The organism is Psychrobacter sp. 1Y1 (assembly GCF_051847395.2).
Classification (GTDB): domain Bacteria; phylum Pseudomonadota; class Gammaproteobacteria; order Pseudomonadales; family Moraxellaceae; genus Psychrobacter.
The window spans coordinates 1275132-1299080 of sequence record NZ_JBPYDF020000001.1; the positions used below are offsets into that span (position 1 = coordinate 1275132).

General features: G+C 43.2%; 18 protein-coding genes, 2 tRNA genes, 1 other RNA gene and 1 pseudogene. 8 read left to right on the plus strand and 14 right to left on the minus strand.

All coding sequences use genetic code 11. The annotated features are described in order from the left end of the window. Positions 1–120 precede the first annotated feature (120 nt). Entirely contained in the window at positions 121–843 is a 723-nt protein-coding gene (locus tag ACS8FA_RS19405; protein WP_057759239.1) for a Bax inhibitor-1/YccA family protein, read from the minus strand. A 319-nt stretch (positions 844–1162) separates the two neighbouring features. On the opposite strand from ACS8FA_RS19405, the gene ACS8FA_RS19410 reads away from it, so the two are divergent. Beyond that, positions 1163–2167 (plus strand): NAD(+) kinase, encoded by a 1005-nt coding sequence (locus tag ACS8FA_RS19410; protein ID WP_179798759.1) that lies wholly within the window; start codon positions 1163–1165, stop codon positions 2165–2167. A gap of 55 nt (positions 2168–2222) precedes the next feature. Continuing rightward, positions 2223–2534, plus strand: a complete 312-nt coding sequence (locus ACS8FA_RS19415; protein ID WP_439265772.1) for a YeaC family protein — start codon at positions 2223–2225, stop codon at positions 2532–2534. Positions 2535–2658: 124 nt separating this feature from the next. Here the strand turns inward: ACS8FA_RS19415 and ACS8FA_RS19420 are convergent, their stop codons facing one another. From ACS8FA_RS19420 to ACS8FA_RS19440, 5 genes and pseudogenes are all read right to left on the minus strand, one after another. Further along, positions 2659–3033: a HopJ type III effector protein gene (locus ACS8FA_RS19420; protein ID WP_057759243.1), complete on the minus strand. Its 375-nt coding sequence runs from the start codon at positions 3031–3033 to the stop codon at positions 2659–2661. Between the two features lie 179 nt (positions 3034–3212). Next, a pseudogene (gene csrA / locus ACS8FA_RS19425) lies at positions 3213–3380 on the minus strand (carbon storage regulator CsrA); the annotation flags it as partial. 408 nt (positions 3381–3788) lie between these two features. Then, positions 3789–5075 (minus strand): aspartate kinase, encoded by a 1287-nt coding sequence (locus ACS8FA_RS19430; RefSeq protein WP_057759246.1) that lies wholly within the window; start codon positions 5073–5075, stop codon positions 3789–3791. Between the two features lie 357 nt (positions 5076–5432). Then, positions 5433–8105 (minus strand): alanine--tRNA ligase, encoded by a 2673-nt coding sequence (gene alaS / locus ACS8FA_RS19435; RefSeq protein ID WP_439265774.1) that lies wholly within the window; start codon positions 8103–8105, stop codon positions 5433–5435. A 154-nt stretch (positions 8106–8259) separates the two neighbouring features. Next, complete coding sequence (locus ACS8FA_RS19440) at positions 8260–10011, minus strand: DUF389 domain-containing protein (protein ID WP_439265775.1); 1752 nt, start codon at positions 10009–10011, stop codon at positions 8260–8262. Positions 10012–10286: 275 nt separating this feature from the next. Here ACS8FA_RS19440 and ACS8FA_RS19445 point away from each other — a divergent pair, with 275 nt between their 5' ends. Next, positions 10287–10499, plus strand: coding sequence for a hypothetical protein (locus tag ACS8FA_RS19445; RefSeq protein ID WP_057759250.1), 213 nt, complete (start codon positions 10287–10289; stop codon positions 10497–10499). A 155-nt stretch (positions 10500–10654) separates the two neighbouring features. Here the strand turns inward: ACS8FA_RS19445 and ACS8FA_RS19450 are convergent, their stop codons facing one another. Then, complete coding sequence (locus ACS8FA_RS19450; protein ID WP_439265777.1) at positions 10655–12058, minus strand: L,D-transpeptidase family protein; 1404 nt, start codon at positions 12056–12058, stop codon at positions 10655–10657. Between the two features lie 340 nt (positions 12059–12398). Here ACS8FA_RS19450 and prmB point away from each other — a divergent pair, with 340 nt between their 5' ends. Together prmB and aroC are read left to right on the plus strand one after the other, a co-directional pair. After that, a complete protein-coding gene (gene prmB / locus ACS8FA_RS19455; RefSeq protein ID WP_101206117.1) occupies positions 12399–13571 on the plus strand; it encodes a 50S ribosomal protein L3 N(5)-glutamine methyltransferase in 1173 nt (390 codons plus the stop codon). A 144-nt stretch (positions 13572–13715) separates the two neighbouring features. Beyond that, positions 13716–14819: a chorismate synthase gene (aroC, locus tag ACS8FA_RS19460; RefSeq protein WP_439265779.1), complete on the plus strand. Its 1104-nt coding sequence runs from the start codon at positions 13716–13718 to the stop codon at positions 14817–14819. Between the two features lie 133 nt (positions 14820–14952). On the opposite strand, the gene ACS8FA_RS19465 is transcribed toward aroC, so the two are convergent. From ACS8FA_RS19465 to ACS8FA_RS19480, 4 genes are all read right to left on the minus strand, one after another. Next, positions 14953–15153 (minus strand): hypothetical protein, encoded by a 201-nt coding sequence (locus tag ACS8FA_RS19465; RefSeq protein WP_439265781.1) that lies wholly within the window; start codon positions 15151–15153, stop codon positions 14953–14955. A 248-nt stretch (positions 15154–15401) separates the two neighbouring features. Continuing rightward, positions 15402–17183, minus strand: coding sequence for a two-component system sensor histidine kinase CreC (gene creC / locus ACS8FA_RS19470; protein WP_439265783.1), 1782 nt, complete (start codon positions 17181–17183; stop codon positions 15402–15404). Between the two features lie 16 nt (positions 17184–17199). After that, positions 17200–17979 (minus strand): response regulator, encoded by a 780-nt coding sequence (locus ACS8FA_RS19475; RefSeq protein WP_439265785.1) that lies wholly within the window; start codon positions 17977–17979, stop codon positions 17200–17202. A 232-nt stretch (positions 17980–18211) separates the two neighbouring features. Beyond that, positions 18212–19582, minus strand: a complete 1371-nt coding sequence (locus ACS8FA_RS19480) for a glycerophosphodiester phosphodiesterase family protein (RefSeq protein ID WP_439265787.1) — start codon at positions 19580–19582, stop codon at positions 18212–18214. 446 nt (positions 19583–20028) lie between these two features. Here ACS8FA_RS19480 and ACS8FA_RS19485 point away from each other — a divergent pair, with 446 nt between their 5' ends. The 3 genes from ACS8FA_RS19485 (at position 20029) to ACS8FA_RS19495 (ending at position 23064) form a co-directional block, all read left to right on the plus strand. Then, entirely contained in the window at positions 20029–20700 is a 672-nt protein-coding gene (locus ACS8FA_RS19485) for an alpha/beta hydrolase (RefSeq protein WP_439265788.1), read from the plus strand. 85 nt (positions 20701–20785) lie between these two features. Further along, positions 20786–21144: a transfer-messenger RNA gene (gene ssrA / locus ACS8FA_RS19490) on the plus strand. Between the two features lie 291 nt (positions 21145–21435). Then, positions 21436–23064, plus strand: a complete 1629-nt coding sequence (locus tag ACS8FA_RS19495; protein WP_439265790.1) for a long-chain-fatty-acid--CoA ligase — start codon at positions 21436–21438, stop codon at positions 23062–23064. A 283-nt stretch (positions 23065–23347) separates the two neighbouring features. On the opposite strand, the gene ACS8FA_RS19500 is transcribed toward ACS8FA_RS19495, so the two are convergent. From ACS8FA_RS19500 to ACS8FA_RS19510, 3 genes are all read right to left on the minus strand, one after another. After that, a tRNA-Leu gene (locus tag ACS8FA_RS19500) sits at positions 23348–23434 on the minus strand. Positions 23435–23558: 124 nt separating this feature from the next. After that, a tRNA-Cys gene (locus tag ACS8FA_RS19505) sits at positions 23559–23632 on the minus strand. Between the two features lie 181 nt (positions 23633–23813). Next, the gene (locus ACS8FA_RS19510) at positions 23814–23948 is read right to left on the minus strand and encodes a putative transporter small subunit (RefSeq protein ID WP_439265792.1); all 135 of its coding nucleotides are present in this window, start codon (positions 23946–23948) and stop codon (positions 23814–23816) included. Between the last annotated feature and the right edge of the window lies 1 nt (position 23949).

A 23949-nucleotide genomic window follows, 5' to 3' on the forward strand; every position in this document is an offset into this window, starting at 1 on the left:
CTTATCTACTACAGCCCCTAATTTAAACAAGCCTGTGAAATTTGCTCACAAAAAAACCGCCTTCCATTTGATGGAAGGCGGTTTTTTCTATACAGAGATACTGTTAGGTCACTCTTACAATTAGTCTTGTAGATAGCTTAGCAGACGCATAAATTCGATATACATCCAGACTAGGGTTGCAAGAATACCAATACTGAACAACCACTCGTAATCTTCAGAAACACCCATCGCAACACCGCGATCAATATTATCGAAATCCAACAACAGTGTGAAAGAAGCGATAACGATGACAAATAAGCTAAAGCCAATAGCGATAGCGCCACCTTCAAATAGGAACGGTAGTGATGAACCAAACGCTAGAGAAAGTACCCACTGTGCTACATAGACAAGCATAATGGCAATAACCGCCGAGGTCACGATAGAACGGAACTTTTCAGTAACCTTAACTAAACCTGAACGATATAGACCAAGCATAACCGCAGCTGTGACGAAAGTTGCGCACATCGCCGTGACTGGTACTGTTGGATACATTCTCATGAAAAATAATGAGATACCGCCCAAAAAGATACCTTCTAGCAAGGCGTAAGGTACAGCCAAAGTCTTGGCTTTTTGCGGCTTAAAGGTAATAAAAAGAGCCAGAACAAACGCAGCAATCATGCTACCAAAGGCTGCCATCGTAATAAAACCTTGCGATAAACCTGCCATAAGCGCATAAAAGAAAAAGCCCACACCAGTAATGGCTGATAAACCAAGTAATAAGCTGGTCTTTTGAATTACGCCCTTGACCGTCATTGGATTACCGCCGATCGCAAGTTCTGCGCGACTGACAATAGGATTGGCCATACATAAGTCCTTAATAATAAAATATAAAAATAGTGATGTTGGTTACTTTAGCAAAACCGCCATTATTGTCAACTGTGTTTGCGTGACAACTGCTGCGGTGCAACCTCAAGCTGCTCATTGGCTAGCGCATTGAGCCACTATATCGCTCAATACATTAATTTGACAACTGAACAGACAGATTCGGCTAAGTAAAACATTCGATAGCTTTTATATGGGGTCAGTTACGACAGTTAACAACGATAATTCATAAACATGCTAGTCTAAGCGCGCATTTATCGCTATCATTGCCTTGTACTTCACCGTTATACCGAGTCGTTTTATGGAAAACTCAGCGCAGTCAGCAAGATTGCCACACTTACATGAATCAGAGCTATTCCACGCTATTAAAAACCCTGCCTTTAGGCGTATTGGTCTAATGGGCCGTGCTGGTAAACGTAGTGTCACTCAAAGCTTGGTACAGATTGCCCAAACCGTCAATGATATGAATTTGACGTTGATAATGGATGTACAAACGGCCAATTTACCAACGCTTGACCTCACAGATATAGAAAGAGTCAAAATCGTCAAACGTGGTTTGATTGGTGAGATTTGTGATTTGGTTATTGTTGTAGGCGGTGATGGTTCGATACTACATGCTGCTGAAGCGCTAGCACGCTACCGTGTACCTGTATTAGGGGTTAACCGTGGTCGTTTAGGGTTCTTAGCAGATGTAAAACCTGATGAAGCTGCGTTTAAGTTACGTCAAGTATTGATGGGAGACTATCAACTGGACCATCGGTTTTTATTGACGATGGAGATACGAGAAGGGCGCAAAATTATCCATGAAGACATGGCACTGAACGACATCGTACTGCACGCTGGTAAATCCGTACATATGATTGATTTTCAGATGAAAATTGATGGACATGACGTTTATAGACAGCATAGTGATGGCTTGATAGCGGCAACACCGACTGGCTCTACTGCTTATGCCTTATCAGGTGGCGGTCCAATTATTCATCCGAGTATGGACGCTATTTGTCTGGTGCCGATGCATCCCCATACATTATCTAGTAGACCGATTGTGGTCAGCGGTAATAGTGAGGTTTGTATTCGTATTCATGAAGACAATCGTACTCAGCCGATGGTGAGTGCGGACGGTAAGCCAAGCGTGCCACTTGAGCAAGAGCAGCGCCTACACATTCGTAAGCATCCTGATAAGCTTACCTTGTTGCACCCACCTGGGTTTGACTTTTATGAGGCCTGCCGTACAAAGCTGCACTGGAACGTACATGCCGAAGAATTCAGTCTTGATGTCGATGATGATATTATAGACGATGAATAAGCGTATCTATTAGACCAAAATATGATATAAAGAATGGTAGTGGAGAGTAGGTAAGATGGATAAACAAACAATACTAGCAAGTCTAACGCCCGAAGTGGTTGATAAATTTCGTATGGCAATTGAGCTAGGTAAATGGCCTGACGGTCGTAAGATTACCGCTGAGCAGCGTGAGACTTGTATGCAAGCAGTGATGGTATGGGAGCATGAGCATCTGCCGCCAGCCGAGCGTACAGGTTATATTCATAAACCGGTAAAAGATGATGGTTCTGTCGTTGGCGCTGAATGTGATGTCGAGCACGAGCATCACTACCCTAATATGCCGAATCCTAAAGGTGCGGTACAGCCTGTTAAGTTTTGTGATAAATAGATTTATAAATAAGTTGTAATAGTTGTGATAAAAACAATTATCATAAAAAGCCACGCTATATAGCGTGGCTTTTTTAATTTATCAATAATTAAATTATCAGAAATAGCTTAATCATCATAGACGATTAAATAGCAGTCGTATCGACACTAGGACGAACCGTTAGCGGGTTCTTTTGCATCAAAAATCCTTGCCAGCCCCAATGTAAAAAATTACGGATATTGGCATGATCGGTACCGTTAGGCGTTGCTTGAACCTTGGCATAATGCTCGCCAAATAGTTTAAGCGTGTCCAATTGGTTCAGACCATGGTGCTTAGCAAAACCAAAGATCTTTGCGCTACCTTCGTTCTCACCGGCTGCATTATGTACCATTCCATTCACAAAAGGGGCAGGTGCATAGCGATAAAAATCATCGATAAAGCTGATGACATCATTGAATCCAATGGCTTTTTTGTTCAAACCATTAAGTAATGCCGATACATCTGATTGGCGGATACTCATAAATAAATGACCTCAGAGCAGATTAAAAAAACAATATAATATTTATGTGTGCTCAATGATGATAGTAGCCGTTGAGCGTTCAGCATTATAATTTAGCTAGCTTAGCGATTAAAGTAATCTTCATCATCAAACGAAGGCGAAAAGTTGCCTTGCTCAAGATGCTGCATTTGCGACTGTACAGAACGCTCATGCTGAATACGTTGATAAATCTCTTCGCGGTGTACTGCAATATCTTTAGGTGCGTTTACACCGATACGTACTTGATTGCCTTTGACGCCTAGAACCGTCACACTTACTTCGTCGCCAATCATTAGCGTTTCGCCCACGCGGCGTGTCAAAATTAACATGCGTCACACTCCTTATGTCGCATCAACAAATTATTACTCATCAGATTACTTCTCAATTGCAGAACATCACCGCAGCACCAAACACGCAATATAACCATTATCACGATGCTCGATATCGTGCCAATAGCGGTAATGATAGGTAGATTCATTTAGCCCAAATGAAAGCCCCATTATAGGCGGCATAACAGATACTGTCACGGTTTTTCACAAAACTATTAGGTAAATGCTCATTTCAACTATGCTAAAAAATAAAAATAGGACCTAAAAAGATCCTATTTTATTTAAGTACTGTTTTTATTTAGATACTATTAATTTAAATGCTGTTTATCTACATACTATATAAAGTCATTAATAGCGATTAATAGATAACCATTAAAGCTAATGCTATATTTTAACAGTTTTTATGTCTTATAGCCCAGCGATTTTGCTTTCACCGTCTTCACGATCTAGGCCAAATGCCGTGTGCAATGACTTAACGGCTTTTTCTAAGTGTTGATCCTGAATTAGGACCGACACTTTGATTTCGCTGGTTGAAATCATTTGGATATTGATGTTGTTTTCAGCCAGTGTTTGGAACATAAGACTAGCGACACCTGCGTGTGAACGCATGCCAACACCAACCAATGACACTTTGACGACTTCACTGTTGCCCAATATTTCTTTGGCGCCAATTTCATCTTTTACTTCTTCGTTAAGCACTTTTAGCGTTTTATCTAAATCAGTGCGGTTAACTGTGAAAGTAAAGTCAGTGGTACCGTTATCCGAAAGGTTTTGTACAATCATATCGATTTCGATATTGGCACGACCAATTGGGCTTAAGATAGCAGAGGCGATACCAGGATGGTCAGGCACGCCGCGTACTAAGATTTTTGCTTCGTCTCTATTGAACGCGATACCTGAGATGATTGCCTGTTCCATATTGTCTCCTTCGTCTATCGTAATTAGGGTACCCACGTTGTCTTGAAATTCTTGGTCAAAGCTACCGTCTGTGTTTTCATCAAAGCTAGAGAGTACACGTAGCGGCACGCCGTATTTACCAGCGAATTCTACTGAGCGAATTTGTAGAATCTTGGAGCCAAGACTTGCCATTTCAAGCATTTCTTCAAACGTAATTTTTTCAAGTTTTTTGGCTTTTGAGGTTACACGAGGGTCAGTGGTATAAACGCCATCGACATCGGTATAAATTTGACACTCGTCAGCGCCTAAGGCCGCGGCAATCGCCACACCTGTGGTATCAGAACCGCCGCGTCCTAATGTGGTCGCGTTGCCTTCTTCGTCGATACCTTGGAAACCTGCCACAATAACGATATTGCCAGCATCTAATTGCTCGCGTATGTTTTTGTCATCGATGCTTTCGATACGGGCTTTGTTATGAGCATTGTCGGTTTTAATCGCGACTTGGCGACCAGTCATTGAACGGGCACCAATACCAAGCTCTTTAATGGCCATAGCGAGTAGTGAGATAGACACCTGCTCACCTGTTGAGACCATCTGATCGTATTCGCGAGGATCAGGCTGCGTGCTAATTTGGCGAGCTAGATCAATCAAACGGTTGGTTTCGCCGCTCATGGCTGAGACCACGACGACCACTTGATGACCATTGTCATGCCAGCGTTTGACTCGTTTGGCGACGTTTTTGATGCGGTCGATACTGCCCATCGAGGTGCCGCCGTATTTCTGTACTATTAACGCCATAAAAATCTACCTATTTATTCAATAATGACTTTTTATTGTCATTGAGGAGAGTCAATGTGATGCTCGTCAATGCTTGTATAGATAAAGCCAGATGATAAGAGTTATGCCTTTAGGTCTTTCATTCTTCTAATGGTATCTATCAACCTTATGGAATGAACAATATGCCCAAACGTTGACCTTTATACCATATCTACCGCATAACTTTAAGTCTCAGGAGCGCTTAGATGTATGGCGATTGGTTATAGTAGTTATAACCAATCACGTATTCTATGCGTAGTAGAGTAAAGCTATGCGATAAATATAAGGGACATTGTGACGCGCTATACCAATATATTCGCGAGTTTAATATTCACTAGCTTAGCTAAGCTGGGTTTCAATCCAAGCAGGTAGAGCGCTGATAACCGCTGCACTGTTACTAGACTTCGGTGCACCGCCTTGCGCGTAGTCAGGCTTACCGCCACCTTTACCACCAAGCTCACCTGCCAAATGACGAATAATATCACCAGCCTTCACTTTGGCAGTGACAGATTTTGCGACGCTTGCTGCGAGTGCTAATTGGTCATCTTTATCACCAATCAATACAATCACGCTATCAGGCAGTTTCGATTTGATATCGTCCATCAGTGTACGGATGGATTTACCATCGATACCACTTAAGGTGCTGATAAGAACTGGCGTACCTGCGATCGTTTGTACATCATCAAGCAAGTTGGCTGCTTGAGCACTGGCGATTTTTTGCTCTAAGCGCTCTAGCTGTTTTTCAAGCTCGCGTTGCTTATCAGCCATGGTGCGGACACGTTGGGCAACTTCAGGACGTTTGACTTTTAGCTGGCTTGCTAATTCGCTCAGTTGTTGCTCGCTTTGCTGAATGTTTTTGACCGCATTCATACCCGTGACGGCTTCAACTCGGCGGATACCAGCCGCAATACCAGATTCACTGGTGATTTTTAGCACACCGATATCGCCCGTACGCTGTACATGCAAGCCACCACATAGCTCGATAGAGAAAGGCTTGCGCTGACCATCAACGATACGGTCTGTACCCATGGTTAGGACTCGAACGTCACTGCCGTACTTTTCGCCAAACAGCGCCATAGCGCCTTGGTTCATCGCTTCATCAATCGACATGTGCTCGATACGGGCAGGGGTGTTGGCTTGAATTTGCTCATTAACGAGACGTTCAACACGCATGATTTCAGCAGCGCTGACAGGTTTGTCATAAGCAAAGTCAAAACGTAGTACTTCGCTTGAGACCAATGAGCCTTTTTGCGTGACCGCGTCGCCTAGCACTTCTCTTAGCGCTGCATGCAATAGGTGAGTGGCCGAGTGGTTTTTGGCACTAGCGGCACGGATGCTTGAGAGTACATGAGCATCAGCCGTCTGCTCAGGGCTAATCTCACCCATAGTCACGACCCCATAATGAATAATCGCCTGACCAGATTTCTTGGTGTCTTGCACTTCAAAGACGCCTGATTCGGTACGGATTTCACCAAGCTCACCTACTTGACCGCCGCCTTCTGCATAGAATGGGGTGCGATCTAATACCACAACGCCTTCCATGCCTTCTGTTAAGCTGTCTGCTGGGTTGCCGTCTTGATAAAGCGCGTCAATAGTCACGCCGTCTTCTTCAAGCTGCTCATAGCCGATAAATGTCGTTGGCGTTTCTACTTGGATGACACTGCTGTAATCGACGTCAAACTTGCCAGCATCACGCGCACGCTCACGTTGTGCCTGCATATGCTCATCAAATTCGGCTTCATCAATAGCAATACCACGCTCACGAGTGATATCTGCGGTCAAATCAAGTGGGAAACCATAGGTATCATAGAGCTTAAATGCAGCTTCACCAGATAGCGCATCGCCATCTTGTAAGCCTTCAAGTTCGCTGGCAAGTAAACGTAAGCCTTGTGCCAATGTTTTAGCAAACTGTGCTTCTTCTTTTTGAATAGCACTTTCGATGACGCTTTGTTTGTCTTGTAGCTCAGGATAGGCACTGCCCATTTCAGCTACAAGCGGCGCAACCATCTTATAGAAGAACTCGCTATCAGCGCCAAGCTTGTTGCCATGACGTACCGCGCGACGAATGACACGGCGCAATACATAGCCGCGACCTTCATTACTTGGCGTAACACCATCAGCAATCAAAAATGCTACAGCACGAATATGGTCGGCGATGACTTTCAATGATGATTGTTGCTCATTATTGATCTCTAAGATGTCAGCTGCTGCATCCATCAAATGAACAAATAAGTCGATTTCATAGTTGCCATGAACGCCTTGCATGATGGCACTAATACGCTCAAGCCCCATGCCTGTATCGACGCTAGGTGCAGGCAGTGGTAATAGTGTGCCGTCCTTTTGACGATTGAACTGCATGAATACACAGTTCCAAATCTCAATATAGCGATCGCCGTCTTCTTCTGGCGTACCTGGCAGGCCGCCTTCGATATCGGCGCCATGGTCATAAAAGACTTCGGTACAAGGGCCACAAGGACCAGTGTCACCCATTGTCCAAAAGTTATCAGAAGCGTAAGGCGCACCTTTGTTATCACCAATACGAATGATGCGCTCACTCGGAATACCGATGTTTTTATTCCAAATCTCAAAGGCTTCGTCGTCAGTCTCATAGATAGTGACATAGAGACGATTTTTATCAATCGCTAACCACTTATCTGAGGTCAAAAACTCCCAGATATATTCGATACCTGCTTGCTTGAAATAATCACCAAATGAGAAGTTGCCAAGCATTTCAAAGAAAGTATGATGACGGGCGGTATAGCCGACATTGTCCAAATCATTGTGTTTGCCGCCAGCACGTACACACTTTTGAGAGGTTACCGCACGTGTATAGTCACGTGGTTCCATACCCAAAAACGTCTCTTTGAACTGATTCATACCGGCATTGGTAAATAGCAATGTCGGATCATTGTGTGGAATCAAGCTAGACGATGAAACTTGGGTGTGCTGCTTGCTTATGAAAAAATCGATAAAGGCTTGGCGAATATCGGCTGAGCGAAATGGCTGGCTCACAGCGGCTCCTTACTGACGGATAGAATTGAGTAAATGACATAAAATAATTTTGCAAGCGATTTTAGCACAAACGCCCAAGCTCTTGGTACAAGAGTTATAACTACTAGGTTATTATACGTGTGCTAGTCACTGCATAATTTGTAAAGTATGCATACTAGTTGGTCAAAATGGCCGCATCCGTTTCATCCAATTTGTCTTGCGTCGTTGGATTAGACTCGATTACTTGCACAGGCAAATAACGTAGTTGAAGCTTGATTGGCAAGTACTCTGGGAAATTCTCTGCCATATCATTAGTAATGAGTGTCTCAATCTGGCGTACGTCATATGAGCTCGGCAAAGTCTCTCCACGTACGATTGCCCGCACCACTTGGTTCTCTTCTGAGGTATCAAACTGTGTATTGGTCAATACATTGCCTTGATCGATAAAGTAGTTGTTAATGGTTTCTTTGACATTACTCTCAAACACTTGCTGCTTGGCATTGGTCTGTAGGTTGATGGTTAAGTAGGCACCTAAGCCACCAAGTAGTAATAAAGTCACGGCGTTACGCTGCAAAAAAGTCAAATAGGTATTGGATTTATAATCGTCATCGACCAAACGACGAAACCCTAAGACCCATAAGACCAGCGCATTGGTAAACTGAATAGCAAGAATGTTGGTCGCTGCCAATAACAGCGCGCCAAGCCCGAGTTGCATCTCGCCATTAGCGAGCAAGATACCACTAGCTGCCAGTGGTGGTACTAAGGCTGTGGCAACCGCAACGCCAACAACCGCAACCGAGAGATGCGGAGATACCATCGCATAAGCACCAGCTGTACCACCTGCTAAGGCAATCATTAAATCCATAGAGGTAGGCTGGGTACGTGATAGGATTTCTGCCGTTAGCGGTTGGTCTTTATGTAGCCAACCAACGATAAAGCCGACCAATACCACCAATGAGACACCGATAATGACGGTAAAGAGCGACTTACGTAGTAATGGCATACGGTGATCGATAATTGCTAGCGCTATACCCGTGATAGGGCCTAGCATCATCGCAACTAACATCGCTCCGATAACCACGGCTGCTGAATTGGTCACTAGCCCATAACTGGCAATGATGGCAGACAAAATATTCATGATGAAGTACATCTTGCTAGGTAGCGCGTTCGCCTCAATCCTAACCCGTACTTCTGGGTAATCTACCTTTTGATTGCTGAATTGCTCGGCGACAAACTGCTTATAAGACTCAAGTTTGGCTTCTTTTTCCTCTTGAACCTCATCTTCGTCACTTTCACCTTGAGACTTTTGAGCGTCGCTGTCTTCTACATCGGTGTCTTTACTTTGACTTTTATCTTCTGAATTATTCTCTTGATTGTCATCATCGCGACTAGATTCATTTTTTGTCTTTTGTTGATTGGCTGTTTTGTTATCTGATGACTGTGCTGCGATGTTTGTGTCATCAGCAGGGTCATCGGCAGTGTCGTCTTCTGCTTCTACCGTTACTTCAGCACCACTATCATCTTGAGCACTTTTTTCTGTTATTTCTGCCGTATCCGACTGGAAGAAATCGGACTTTTCTTTCGCTTCTATAGTTTCTGACTCTGCAACCTCTGATGCTTCAGTATTTGATTGTGACTCAGGTTCTGTCGACTCCAATGTTGCTACGACCACATCGTCACTGATGGTTTCCATGGTTATCTCAGCGTCAGGTGGCTGCGCACATTCAGTGTCTACTTCGGAGTCTGTTTTGCTATCTGTATCAGTCGATTGTTTGTGTTGATTGTCTTCGCTTTCATCATTGTCTACAGCGGCATCATCAACTACTGGGTCAATTGTCGCGTCTTGATTGTGAGAGGCGTCAGTAGCGATTGATGAATCGTTTTGATCCACTGAGTTAGGCGCAGTGTTTTTTTTAGATGAGGACATAGCAGATAGCGTTCTTAGTAGGTAAAGAAAGTCATTATTGTAATGATAAATAGATAAAGATATAGGAGATTCTTGAAAATATAAAAAAGAGTTGAGAGAAGGTGGGAGTAAGAACTGGTATTTCTTATGATTAAGTCTAAAACCTTAATAATAGCATGGTTTTTATTCTAAAGTCATTTAATATAGATGCTACAAGGGTTCACGGTAAATACTTACTTTTTTTGTGGAATTAAGGTTAAATATATTATATCCACAATAAAGATAAGGAATAACTTATGAACTGGCCATTATTTTCTGTCATTTACTCAATGACAGCTACCGTGACTATCGGACTTTTTATGATTGGTGCTCTCATTACAGGGTTCGATGAGATATTTCATATTCAGATAGCGGTTGGATTGGGTGTTTTAGCTTCGATACCTGCAGGATTATTCTTTACCAAAAAAATTGGCAGTATTACTGGCAATGAGGAAGGCTATAAGACATAAAGGCGAACAGTAAGACACAAAGACAAGCAGTGTTATCGATGTGAAGTGGAACCGCCCATCAACAAACAAAAAAAGACCTCAATATTGAGGTCTTTTTTGTCATCATTAAAAATATTTGCTAACTAGCATCGAAGCTAGATTTAATACAGTTCTATTTATTGAAGTTCGACAACCGCGCCATTTTCGATATTGGCATATACTTCTAACACATCCCAGTTGGTCAAACGAACACAACCTGCTGAGCCCTGACGACTGATACCTTCAGGTACTGGTGAGCCATGTAAACCGTAAGAAGGCTTAGATAATCCCATCCAAACGACACCGACTGGGTTGTTTGGTCCTGGTGCTATCATATGAACTTTCTTTTGAGCGCCTTCACCGACGGTTGATTTATACCAAGGCATTTTTACTTTATTGATAATTTTGAACGTGCCTTTTGGAGACGGTGTGGCATCGCTACCAACAGTCGTCGGATAAGTAGCAACCAATTTGTCACCATTATAGGCATACAATGTCTTGTCGGCTTTGTTGGCGACTACGCGATTGATACGTTGGTTCAGCTTGTCACGAGTATTTAGTACTGTGATAGTCTCGCCAACAGCGTACTTTTTATTTTTGTTGAGTTTGTCTAAGTAACGTACATCCATATGGAAACGTTCACCTAGCATCTCTTTAATGTCTTGATAATAAAGACCTTTCATTTTTGACTTCGCTTCTGAACCAGAAGGTGTGGTCGCAAAATTGGTATTGATATCGTCTGCGGTCAACGTATAAGTGACCAGTACAGGTTTATTCGCAGGAATGTTTTTAACCAAGGCATCCCAAGTTTTTTGATCCATTTTACCAGTCGCTGGCAAGCCTTTCATCGTTTGGAAGTTAACAAGGGCTTTTTTGCTGTTCATGCCCCAACCACCATCGATAGGACCAGGAGAAGCATGGTTCCAATCGAGCAGCGCCTGCATTTTGATGGTCATCGCTGAGTTGACTTTCATATTAGGTGACCAGACAGCACCGTTCACTTGCTTAGCATAGTTCGACAAGTTCAGCGTTGTGTGCTTCTTACCATCTTTGTCTTCGATATTTTTGATGGTTGGGTCATCACTGAAGTCTTGACGCTTCTCACTCTCTGGTAACTCAAAAGCGAGTGGATCAGATGAGTCGATAGATGATAGGTCGCTAGGCGCCGCAACGGCTTGACCTTCACTAATGTCATCGTTACGGTCAGCCTGCTCATCTTTGCGCGTCAGTTCTGCTGCGCTCATATTGTCAGCAGCTGGGGCTGGCAGGTTTTGGTTGGCTTCTTGCTTATTATTGATAAGCTGGTTCATGCTGTCGACTGGTTTCGCTTTCTCTGTATTTAACTGTACAGTAGCAGCGCCATCTGAGCGACTACGGTTCTCTTGCACATTAAGGCTGACCTTTTTTGCAAGGCCTGGCATAGCGTCAGCCGTGCGTACTGGCAATGTGCGAGTACTATCGGCAGGTGCAGCAAGTGCGGCTACACTGGCACTTACAGCTGCGATAGATATGGCAGTAATAATTGGCTTTATTTTCATCATATTGAGTCACTTGTGGTTGCTACTAATGCGGCTATTATGCGCATAATTTGATTGCATCGCAAACTTTTGACACATCTTTTTGCATTTAAGACTTGCCAAACGTCAACTGCTGACGTATTCGCTACAGTTGGGTAATAATTTAACCAAGGTGTGTATGGCGTCGTGCTCGATTCTTACGCAAACTATTCATTATTCGCACTATTTTTTGTGCAAGTAAAAATGACAGTTATTGGCGCTACTAGAGGTTTACGTCTATAATGTATGACTGAATTTTATTTAATATAACGATTTTTAGCAAAAAGCAATTTAACCCGCTAGCAGTTAATCCACAAGGTGCGATATGTCAGAAGACCAAACAATGAGTGCAGAAGAGTTTCAAAACCAATACTTCAATGATGAGTCTGAGGGCTTAGACGGTGAGATGGAGTATGATTTAGAGACTGGACTTCTTGGTGAGCACGATGAATTTGCTAACTTACATGCAGAATTAAACGAAGCACGAGAGCAGCTCGTCAGTATTCGCGACTTTATTCGTTTTTCAGTCACACAGCTGCGTAATTATGACGTCGTTGTTGCACAAGGCACGACCGACGAGTTTGCAGAAGCGTCAGCCATTGTCCTGCACTCTTTGTCTCTCGATTGGTCTGCTAATGAGCAGATTTTAGACTGTCGTCTGACCACGTCTGAAAAGCAGTTGGTACTAGGACTATTAGAAGAGCGTATCGCTGAGCGTAAGCCACTAAGTTATTTGATTAACTTATCGTATTTCTGCGATTTGCCTTTTTATGTCGATGAGCGGGTTCTTATCCCTCGTTCACCGATTGCAGAGTTGATTCGTCAGCAGTTCCATCCGTACTTTGAAGTTACCGAATTGGCCAAACCACTGGGCGTCAGTCCGAACGAAAAGTCAGCAGTATTTTATGATCATGGCTTAGATGTGAAGCAATTGTCGCAGCCTGAGCGTATCTTGGACTTGTGTACTGGCTCTGGCTGTATCGCAATCGCGCTTGCTACCCGTTTCGTTGATGCGTTGGTCGATGCTGTTGATATCGATAAAGGCGCGTTAGAAGTGGCAATGGTCAACGTCGATCATCATGACCTTGGTCATCAAGTAAACGTAATCGAGTCTGATTTGTTTGCCAAGATACCTGCTGAGAACCAGTATGAGCTTATCGTCACCAATCCACCGTACGTCGATGCGGCTATCATGGCAGATTTACCGCCTGAGTTTTTGTATGAGCCTGAGCATGCACTAGCAGCTGGCCAAGACGGCTTAGATTTGGTACATCGTATCTTATTTGAAGCGCCAGATTACCTTAGCCCAGATGGTTTGCTGATCTGTGAAGTAGGTGACAGCGAATGGGCACTAAAACAAGCCTATCCTGAAATCCAGTTTGATTGGTTGAAGTTTGCACATGGCGGTCATGGTGTCTTTGCGATTACCTATGATGAGCTAGTCTCAAACCGTCAATTGTTTGCCTCTTATGTTCAGCTATTAGATAGCCTTCAATAGACAGATATTGGGTCGGATAGACATCGGCTGCACGAGCCGAAACTATAAATAACAATACAATTACTCATTATAAGCAGTATAAGCAATAACCATGAGTGATTGGTCACATAGTCATCAGTAGCGTTTACTTGTTTAAGGACAGTTATGGCAGGCAATAGTATTGGGCAGGTTTTTACGGTCACCACTTGCGGTGAGTCACATGGCGCAGGCCTGATGGCCATCGTTGATGGCGTACCACCAGGTTTAGCATTATCTGCAGACGACCTACAAGTAGATTTGGATCGTCGCAAACCGGGTACGTCTAAGTATTCAACCCAGCGCCGTGAGTCTGATGAAGTTGAGATTATCTCTGGCGTATTTGAAGGTAAAACTACAGGTACGTCTATCGGTCTATTGATTCGCAATACCAATCAAAAATCTAAAGACTATAGCGATATCAAAGATACTTTCCGTCCTGGACACGCTGACTATACTTATAGTATGAAATATGGCTTCCGTGACTATCGTGGTGGCGGTCGTTCGTCAGCGCGTGAGACGGCTATGCGTGTAGCAGCTGGTGCTATCGCTAAGAAATACTTGCAAGAACGTCTGGGCGTACAAATTCGTGGTCACGTTACCCAAATCGGCAATGAGCATAGTAACGTCCTAGATCCGAGCCAAATTGATTGGGAGTTTGTAAATAGTAATCCGTTCTTTTGTGCAGACAGAGAAGCGATTGGCCGTTTTGAAACCTTGATTGATAACTTGCGCCGTGAAGGCACTAGCTGTGGCGCGCGCCTTGATATCATTGCGAGCGGTGTACCAGTAGGCTTAGGCGAGCCAGTGTTTGATCGTTTAGATGCAGATATCGCTCATGCGATGATGAGTATCAATGCGGTCAAAGGCGTCGAGATTGGTGATGGGATGGCGGTGGCAGGTCAATTCGGACATAGCGCTCGTGATGAGCTGACCCCAGATGGGTTTGCAGCCAATCATGCTGGTGGTGTCTTGGGCGGTATCTCATCAGGTCAAGATATCCGTGTGAGTGTTGCCCTAAAACCAACCTCTAGCATTACTACTGCTGGCAAGAGTATCAATACTCAAGGTGAAGCAGTCGATATGTTGACTAAGGGTCGTCATGATCCTTGCGTTGGTGTGCGTGCTACGCCCATTGCCGAAGCGATGCTAGCGATTGTAGTGCTTGATCATTATCTGCGTCACCGTGGTCAAAACGCTGATGTGAAGCCGCCAGTACAATCGATTACTTAGTATTTTTGTCGTAGAGTAATCAGCCCTTTGTTGTTTCCAGTAGTTTAATACTAGAAATAATAAAGGGCTTTTCTATGTCCAAATAAAATACAGGTGTTACCTAAATACAATTAATGTGTTGAGCTAGCTAATATCAGGCTGCCAGTTGATACTCATCAATAGCCACACACTGCTGATGTCTAAATACCAATAACAACCGCTGACTAGGAATCGCTAGCCAATGACCAAACTCAATACTATCGACGCCTTGGCTCGTTAATGTCTGTGCACAGTGATGACGGCTAAAGCCGATTAGGTTATTGATAATAGGGTTATCCGTTAATTGATGTGACATAGATTTTTTACTCCTAATTTACTTTACGAATTTGACGGTTCAACAGATCTTAGTGCTATCGTAAAACAATGAAGTAGAAATCCTGTGTAGTCATGATGGAAAGTTGATGAATCCATATATAGTCATTCCACTATAAAAGTATTACAGCGTTAACCTCGCTTGAAGTATCACATATACATCTGCACTCGGTTGCCTTGTACTACTCTTAAATTGAATCGACTAATTGAATCGACTATAAGTTATTATTCTCAAGCTAGTGGTAGGGTGACACTAACCATCACACCAGAACGCTGGTTTTTACCAGTATCAGTTTTATCAGCGCCTATTTTATTATCATTAGCATGGACATTATTGATAGCTACCTGACCACCATGATGTTCAATTACTTGCTTTACTAAGGTGAGTCCAAGGCCCGTGCCTTTTTTAAGTGTATTACTACTATGGTCAGTTTGCCTCAGCTCAGTCGTTGGATATACTGAGTCTATATTTAGGTCATTACTGTCTGTTTGATTCTTTGTTTGAGATGATGGTTGGCTTTGATGAGACAAACTGAAATAACGCTCAAATGCTTTTGCGACAGCATATTCGGGTAGCAGTTTACCATCATTGAATATATCGATAGTGACGGTTCGAGCAGTGCTATGCAATGAAATATCAACAGTACGATTTGCAAAGTGTATCGCGTTATCAAGCACGTTTTGCAGTACCTGTATTAACCAAAATTGGTCAGCATACACGCTGGTCGCTGCCAGTATTTCTGCTGGCAAGTTTGCAATGTTGGTCACATTCTTATTATCAATATGTATATCGATAGGGTATAGATTCTGCTGTTGCTGCTTGGCCGTATTATCTTTGATCAGGCTTTGCAAAAGTGGTAATAGGGGAGTCAGTTGTCGGTTGAGCTTGAAGGTAGGCTGTTCAACCTTCGCAAGCAACAATAGGCGGTCGATGAGCTGTTGCATTTTTACGCTTTGCTCACCAATCGTCTCAATGAGCATCTGCCGATCTTCATTATCCAGTTTATTGCCCTCTAATCCATCATCTTCTAACAGCTCGCTACTGGCACGTATCGCGGTTAAAGGGCTTTTTAGCTCGTGAGTGAGTGTATGGACATAATCGGTGACATAAGCTCGATTTTCCAATCGATGCTTCATGGTCTCGATAGTATCTGTCAGGCTATTTAATTCATGACCCAGATAAAAATAGGGCTTTTTGGTGTCTTCTGCCAATGCACTGGTATATTGAGTCACTAAGGTAATACTTTGCTTAAGCCACCATGCTACTAGACCTGCCAGTATAAGGGCGGCGATACTGATAAGTAGTGCGGTGATAAGCATGCGGTTACGAGTGTCATCTAAATAAGGCAATACGCTAGCGACAGGCTTACCGACACTGACCACGCCGATAATATCGCCAGACATATTCTTTATTGGCTGTGCGACATACATGACCGAACCATCACGCTGCTGGCCATCCCGCAGCGTACTTCTTGCACCGTATTGACCTCTTAATGTGAGATAGACATCATTCCAGCGCCCATAATTTTGCCCTTCATTATTGTCAGGTTTGGGTAGCGAGTCATAAATGACCCTGCCGCTGCTGTCTGTTACATATACCCGAAAGCTACTATAGCTTTTGGTTTGATAGACGGGACCTAAATTATCGTTAATCGCTGGTATGCCCACAAAGGCTGCATCAAGTTGCGCTTGATATTCCTCGTCATATAACTGTCCTGTAGATAACGGCACCTGTAGACTGGCCGCGAGTAATTTACTGGTGTCTAAGAGCGTGTCTTCGATGACTTGTTGCGCGGTTGGCTTGACGTAGCCAAACAATTGAGTAAACACGACCACGCCGCATATGACGAGCACCAACGCAACGGCTAGCCAAATTCTAAAAAATATACTTAAATTGAGCAGTCGTTTGCGTTTAGGGGCTTGCTGAGCAGTACCAATGGGGTGCAATTTGGCATACCAATTACTTTGGTCGTTATGAATATCATTCTCAGCAGGATTGGTTTTATTATTCATAAACTAGCAGCCACTGTTAAGCGGGACATAGTGCATAACCCAGTCCGCGATGCGTATGGATAACATCGATACTCGAATCTACCATAGCAAGCTGTTTACGAATTGATTTGATATGACTGTCTATAGTGCGTGCCAAACGGTGATCAGGATAGTCGCTTACTGCGCTAAGTAATTGCTCACGGCTAAAGACTTGATGCGGTGCTTGCAATAACGTTAGCAAAATTTTGCGTTCTGTATTACTAAGCTCAAGCTTTTGCTCTTGCCACGTTAATGAATAGTTGAGCGGTTGATAATGCCAAACGCCAGATTGATTTTCAAACGTTAGTGCTTGTCCTGATAGATTATTTGAGGAAGTATTATCAGTACTGTTATCTGAATTTGTAGTATGAGAGCTTGACTGCTGAATTAGCTGTTCACGGCGCCAAATGGCTTTTAGGCGTGCGACCAATTCACGTGGACTAAAGGGTTTTGCGCAATAATCATCACCGCCCATCTCCAACCCTAAAATACGATCGACCTCATCGCTACGCGCGGTCAAAAACACGATAGGCAAATCTTTTAAGGCGTCGATATCAGGTGTATGACGTATTTGTTGACATAGGCTCAAGCCGTCACCATCTGGCAGACCGACATCCATAATGATCGCCGACAGATCTTGTGCCTCATGACTATGCAGCATGGGCAGCACGCTACTGGCATTATCCAACCAAGTTATCTGCCAGCCTTCGCGCTTGCAAGTAACTTTAAGCGACATCGCGATCGCAGGATCATCTTCTACCAGTAAAATATGGGTCATAGTCTCTACATCGTCTTATAGGCTTAGTAAATTATCGTAGCACAAAACAGCAGGCTGCTCTTGCTGCCACGAGTTAAATGGTGTGAAAAGTTAATGGAAAAATAAGGTATTAAGTGGACGGTTTGCGATTTGATCATTTTGATACATTTAACAAAAAGGCCAGCTCAATGGATAAGCTGGCCTTGGTAATACAAACTAAGCGTGATTATTTATTAATAGACTAAGTGTAAATCTATTTAAGACCTTTGCAGTTGGCATAGTAGCTCACTGTAGCGGGCCAATCTGAAAAAATGCCTTGGACACCGACGTCCTGCGCTAGTACGTCAATATAATTCATCATATCACCATCATTGTTGATAGCATCACCAAGACCGCTATAGTACCAATCGCCACCATCGGTTAGTGGTCCTGAACGCTCTATCGACCAAGTAATGATTTTTAGACCATTGGCTTTGGCTTGTTTTGCGTATTCTGATGGTTGCATATTTCCTTTACCATCAGTAGTGACTAACAACCAAAGTGCTGGTGCAATGGTGTTGATGCCACGTGCTTTGATATCAGCCAATGAGTGCTTCCATGTGGCTGCGTCATCTTTATCAAATGTTTTATCCTTAGCGGTCTCATTGCTGTCATCAATAAGATAAACGGCATTAGCCCCATAAGCTGGCTCGTTTTTGATCCAGTAATCCAGATCTTCTATATTAAATGACTGGGCAAATACATCGCTTGCAGGTACATCCGCTGCCTTATAAGTATCTATCAGCTGTTGGCGGTAATCGTTCAAACGATAGCCATTAAACGGCATGGTCACTGCAGGCGCTTTTAGCTCAGGCGTGTGCTTCATACCTAGCTTGCGTGCCAACGCGATATGCTCTTTTAACGTCATTACCTGACCATTTTGTGAATACAAATCCGTTCGCCAAGGTGCAGTCGCATTCATATACTCGCTAATGCTGGTTGCTTTTTTATTGGCAGCATCCATCTTACCCGTCAAGGTTTTAAACTGAGCGGCACTGATATCTGAGGTACGGCATTCGATACTATCGGCATTGGTAAGTTTGCCTTTAGCATCCAATATGGGCGGTACAGTGCATTGCTTGGCAAGCGGCGTAGCTAATATATTAGTAGTGGTGTGCAAATCGTTTTGGGCATGACGACAGACAAGCTCACCGTCATTGGTAAAAGCGACATCACATTCCAAGATGCCAGCACCCATTTGTGCTGACGCCACGTAGCTATCATAAGTATGTTCAGGCAGCTGTAACGGCGCACCTCGATGTGCAATAGAGAAGTCTGTCTTACTTGGCAGTTGCCCTCTGCATGCCTGTAGCTCTTGTTTTAGTGGTCCCTCGTCCATATCATTGATCAAATAAAACGGACGCACTCCATAGGTATATGCGACAGGTGAGGGCGATTGTGGCTGTGATTGCGGTTGCGCTGTCGATAAAGGGGCTTTTGATGTGAGCGTTGAGCGGCTATCGGTAGTGCAGCCTACTATCAATAATGAGCTGATCAGCGTTAAAGGTAAGGCGAGATTAATCTTATTAACTTTAGCCAGCGTGTGCTTACTCAGCTCAAGCGCTGATTTATTAGAAATTGTCATGTAAAATGTTCCTGCAAAATTATAAAAAAATCCCATCGGACGTATGGATAGGAATTGAAAAATTAACGTTTGACTATTGATTGCTACTTGCCAAAAGAAGCTAAGGGTCGTGACATTGTTGTAAGAGCCTAGCCTTGTAGGAAATTGGCCTTGTAAAACTTTAGCATTAATGCGGATACAATTGTAGGCACATGTACTAAAGAATAGACAGCTGACAGTATTTAAGCTTGATAGTTTTAAGCTTGATAGTACTGAGCTTATCGGTCGTAAAGTCATACGTGTCTTCTTATACTGTTCACATTTTCGCTACTGTCCGTTTGGTACCTCACTATTGACCATACTCTCAAACTAACAGATGATATTGACCATATAATGACACACACATTATCTTGGCAAAAAATATAGAAATGCTTAAGGCATCTCTCACTACATTATTAAGGATAACTATGAGTAACTATTTAGACGCCGTCGTCGTTGAGCACAATCCCTCTCAAAAAAAGATAGATCGCGCGGTGATTTGGCTACACGGCTTAGGTGCTAGCGGTCATGATTTTGAGCCAGTTGTACCGCAGCTTGGGTTGGCTGATGATATGGCAGTACGTTTTATCTTCCCACATGCACCTAAACGCCCAGTCACAGTAAATGGTGGCATGGTGATGCCAGCATGGTACGACATCATAGAGATGAGTCTGGAGCGTAAAGTAGATGTGGCTCAAATTGAAGAGTCTGCTCAGCAGATACAAGATTTGATCAGTCGTGAGATAGAGCGCGGCGTGTTACCAGAGCATATCGTCATCGCAGGGTTTTCGCAGGGCGGGGCAGTTGCGTATCATGTGGCACTTGGCTATCCAAAACGTTTGGCTGGCTTGATGACGCTCTCTACCTACTTAGCGACCAATGATAATATTGAGTATAGTGCTGCCAATAAAGACATGCCGATTCTGATTGAACATGGTTCTCATGACCCAGTCGTGCCTGTTATCCTAGGTGAGCAAGCCCAGCAGTTATTGTCGGCAAAGGACTATAATGTGTCTTATAATACGTATCCGATGGCACATCAGGTCTGTATGCCGCAGATTCAAAATATCGGTAAATGGTTAAACATTGTTTTGGCGTAAATTATTAAGCTGTAACGTAATGTAATGCAGGCTACTTATAGGTTGAAACCTAACCGATATCTCCTATATAATAGCCAGTCTTATTGGGGATGTTCTGGCTTCGACGCTGGTGATGAAACTCAATGATGCATGTCGAGAGTGTATGTCCTCTCGTTAATCAAACATATATTGTTATAGTCGCAAACGACGAAACTTACGCTCTAGCAGCTTAAACCCTGCTTACTTAGTTGCTGATCACCTACAGTTGGTTAACTAAGTTGAAGCGTCCGCATGTAGGCTCGCCACAAGTGATTGTCTCAATTGCTTGGGTTCAAAAGTAGAGAATCGTCCAATCCATCCTGACTGTCGGATCGGTGCGGATTAAAACTAAAGACAGAAACTAAACATGTAGATTCATGAGCGTAATGCTGGCGGACGCGGGTTCAACTCCCGCCATCTCCACCAAACATTAAAAATCCGATCACTTAGGTGGTCGGATTTTTTTGTCTAAATTTTATGGTTAATTAAAGAAACAATGATACCAATAAACTTTTGATGAGAAAGTAAAAACTATTTATATAGAGTAATCATCAAGTCTTTGAAGTTGAATCACAGTTTTTCGTCGCCTATGGAGAACATAATATTAACTTGTCTTAAAGAATAATTCTGATTATTCTTAGTTGAGGCCTATTCTTCGCATCAGGCAATGCAGTAGCAAGAATAAGCGGACTTTCAAATAACTACAGGGAATGTATTATGTTAGGAAAAATGATGTATCAGCCATTGCTGATCAGTGGTCTAATCGAACACGCTGCCCGTTATCATGGTGATACGGCAGTTTTGTCCAAAGAAGTCGATGGACAGATGACTCATACCAATTGGCGTACTGTCTCAGATAACTCAAAACGATTGGCCAATGCGTTGGCTACACTGGGACTTAAATCATCAGAACGCATAGCAACTTTGGCTTGGAATAATCGTCGGCACTTAGAAGCTTGGTATGCCATTTCAGGTAGTGGCATGGTTTGCCATACTATCAATCCACGTTTGTTCCCTGAGCAGCTTAGCTACATTATCAATGACGCTGATGATCGAGTACTGTTTTTTGATACTACTTTCCTACCGCTAATTATGGCAATCAGAGAGCATATCAAAGGTGTTGAACACTTCATTTGTCTAAGTGATCGAGATGATAGTATCGTCGAAAAACTGCCTAATGTACTGTTCTTTGATGAGCTATTAGCAGAAAACTCGACTGACTTTGACTGGCCTCAATTTGATGAAGCAACAGCCAGCTCTTTATGCTACACCTCAGGAACTACCGGTAACCCTAAAGGGATTTTATATACGCATCGCTCTTCTGTGCTGCATGCGATGGCGTTATGCATGCCTGATGTCTCCGCGCTCTCTGCACAAGATGTTTTGTTACCCGTAGTACCGATGTTCCATGTCAATGCGTGGGGCACACCTTATGCAGCTGCCTTAACTGGTTGCTCTCTCATACTTCCTGGTCCCAATCTTGATGGTGACAGCCTAGTATCTCTCATTGATGATTATCATGTCACGGTTGCTCTAGGGGTTCCAACGATTTGGCAAAGTCTATTGACCGCTGCCAAAGCCAGAAGTAGTAAGCTTGATAGCATGACGCGTACTATTGTCGGAGGAGCAGCATGCCCACCATCAGTCATCAAAACGTTTAGAGAGGATTTTAATTGTGATGCAGTACATGGTTGGGGCATGACAGAAACCAGCCCACTTGGAACGATGAATCAAATAAAAGCCAAGCATAAATCGCTGAGTAAAGATGAGATTAATGAGTTGCGTAACTCTCAAGGTCGTCCACCTTACGGCGTTCAGCTACGTCTCATAGATACTGACGAGCCGCTACAGCGAGTCGAAGAAGATGGTATGTCTCAAGGTCGTTTACAGATTAAAGGTCATTGGATTATCAACGATTATTACACAGAAAATCCTGATGCGATAACTGAAGATGGTTGGTTCGACACAGGCGATATTGCAACCATTGATGCCGATGGCTATATGAATATTCGGGATCGCTCAAAAGATTTGATCAAATCTGGTGGAGAGTGGATATCGTCAGTAGAGCTTGAAAACATCGCAGTCGCCCATCCGCAGATAAGAATGGCGGCCGCTATTGCTGCAAAGCATAAAAAATGGAGCGAGCGCCCAGTATTGATTGTGGTGAAAGAACCAGATTCAGAAATCGATGAGTCGCAAGTGCTGAGCTTTTACGAAGGTAAAATCGCCAGCTGGCAAATACCCGATAAAGTCATATTTGTAGATAATATCGTCCTAAATGGCGCTGGGAAAATGGTCAAAAAAGATCTGCGTGATGACTATGGCAATGTATTATTAGGTAGCTGATTTGGCTGTTAAGAGCATAAATTGATAATGCTACTTGCCAAACCAAGTGTGTAATCTAGATAGGTTTTTTAAGAATAGTGGTATAGGTGAGTAGGGCGTTTGAGATGCTCATCATCTATATCGCTTGTCATGATCATTATTTCAAATGAGCACTGACAGGTTAAGGTACATCAGATGCATGGATTGGGATAGATAGAGCAGAACAGTATAGAACGCCAAATACAACAAAGCCCCTGATATCAGGGGCTTTAGCTGTTCTATAAGATAGTATAGGACTATGTAATGGTACCCGGAGCCGGACTTGAACCGGCACGCTATTGCTAGCGAGGGATTTTAAATCCCTTGTGTCTACCAATTTCACCACCCGGGCAAAACTTGTTTTATCTAAGATGTAAACTAGCTGATAGACCATCTAGTTACTAGATAAGTGGTCGCTATTATAATCGGTTGTGATAATAATGCAAGCCAAAATTAACGTAAAGTTAATAAATAATTGGAGGCTGGAGTCGGAATCGAACCGGCGTTAACGGAGTTGCAGTCCGCTGCATGACCACTCTGCCATCCAGCCAATCAAGGTCGCCTATATTAGCAAAAATATAGTAAATTACAAGTCCTTTTTTCATTAAAAACAGCTTATTTATTATCTTATCTATATTTAGCCCCAATTTAGAAGCGTTTATACTGTTAATAGGCTTTTTCAAACTATTAGTAAACCAGTGTTTGATGATGATGGTTTAAAATATAGTGCGCTAAACTATATCTCTATTGTTACGTTTGGCACTTTTCACATCACGATAAGTGGCCGTGCAAATTAATACGAGTACGCCAAGAGTAATGGCGGGCCAAATTAAGATATATAAGCCGTAGATAAAGACGCTGTCCATG